The sequence below is a fragment of the Vibrio sp. Vb1337 genome, from assembly GCF_033338715.1.
In the GTDB taxonomy this organism is placed as follows: domain Bacteria; phylum Pseudomonadota; class Gammaproteobacteria; order Enterobacterales; family Vibrionaceae; genus Vibrio; species Vibrio alginolyticus.
The window spans coordinates 1-1053 of the sequence record NZ_JAWOTD010000261.1 but is presented as its reverse complement, the minus strand read 5'-3'; the positions used below and the strand labels follow the sequence as shown (position 1 = coordinate 1053).

Annotated in this window: 2 protein-coding genes; both read right to left on the bottom strand. The window is 46.2% G+C overall.

What is annotated here, in order from left to right; all coding sequences use genetic code 11:
* Positions 1-642 (bottom strand): FtsW/RodA/SpoVE family cell cycle protein (locus tag R7E42_RS25495; protein WP_318073308.1); only part of this gene is annotated, 642 nt, incomplete at its 3' end.
* An 18-nt stretch (positions 643-660) separates the two neighbouring features.
* The coding region (locus R7E42_RS25490) for a glutamate ligase domain-containing protein (RefSeq protein WP_411978989.1) at positions 661-1053 on the bottom strand (393 nt) is incomplete at its 5' end.

Below are 1053 nucleotides of genomic sequence, written 5' to 3'. Positions count from 1 at the left end.
GACGACAGCGCCAATGCCTGCAATCATCAGGGCCAGAAACTGGGTTAGCTTCGCGCCCGCGATAAATAACATGCCAAACAGAGTAACCAGCATTACAACGACGGTACCCAAGTCCGGCTGACCAAGTAACAAGACGGCGAAGAAAGCAAACACCATGATTGGCTTCATAAAGCCGCCAAAGAAGGTCTGGCGCACTTCATCTTGCTTACGGACTAAATAACCGGACATGAAGATGAACAGCGATAACTTCGCAACTTCGGCAGGCTGTAAGTTGAACAGACCAAGCGGAATCCAACGAGAAGCGCCATTTACTGACTTACCTGCAAGAAGTACAACAATCAGCAAGCCGAATGAGACCCAAAGCAAGTAATAACTTTTCTTAAACCATTGCTCTAAAGGTACTTGAAGTATCACCGCAGAGGTCCCGATCGCCAACACTAAGAAGGTGGCATGACGGAACATGAAGTGGAACGGCTGATCGGTCAATCGTGAGCTGATTGGGAAAGACGCAGAGGTCACCATAATCAAACCAGTCAACATCAAACCCAACGCAATCCACACCAACTGGCGATCAAACAACGCTTCTGGCGCTGGATGCTTAAGCCAATTACCAATGTTGTGTTTAACGTTACTTAAACCCACGAAACGAGTAACCTTTAGTTATGCATATTTCTGAGCAAGAACAGCAAATGCATCGCCTCTTGCCATAAAATTGTCGAATTGATCAAAGCTAGCACATGCGGGAGACAGCATCACCATATCACCAGATTTTAACTGCGAAGATACTTGTTGAATCACATCTTCCATGGTGTTGAAACGGATTGCTGACTCATGTAGTGGCATAAAATCATCACCGTCTAGACCAAAACAGCACAGTTGTAGGTTAAGCGTTGCAAAGATCGGTTTTAATGGCGTGAAGTCCGCGCCTTTACCGACACCACCAACGAGCAGATAAAGTTTACCGGTCGACTCTAAACCTGATAGCGCAGCCATAGTGCTTGCGATATTAGTTGCTTTAGAGTCATTCACCCATTTTACGCCACGATTATCCGC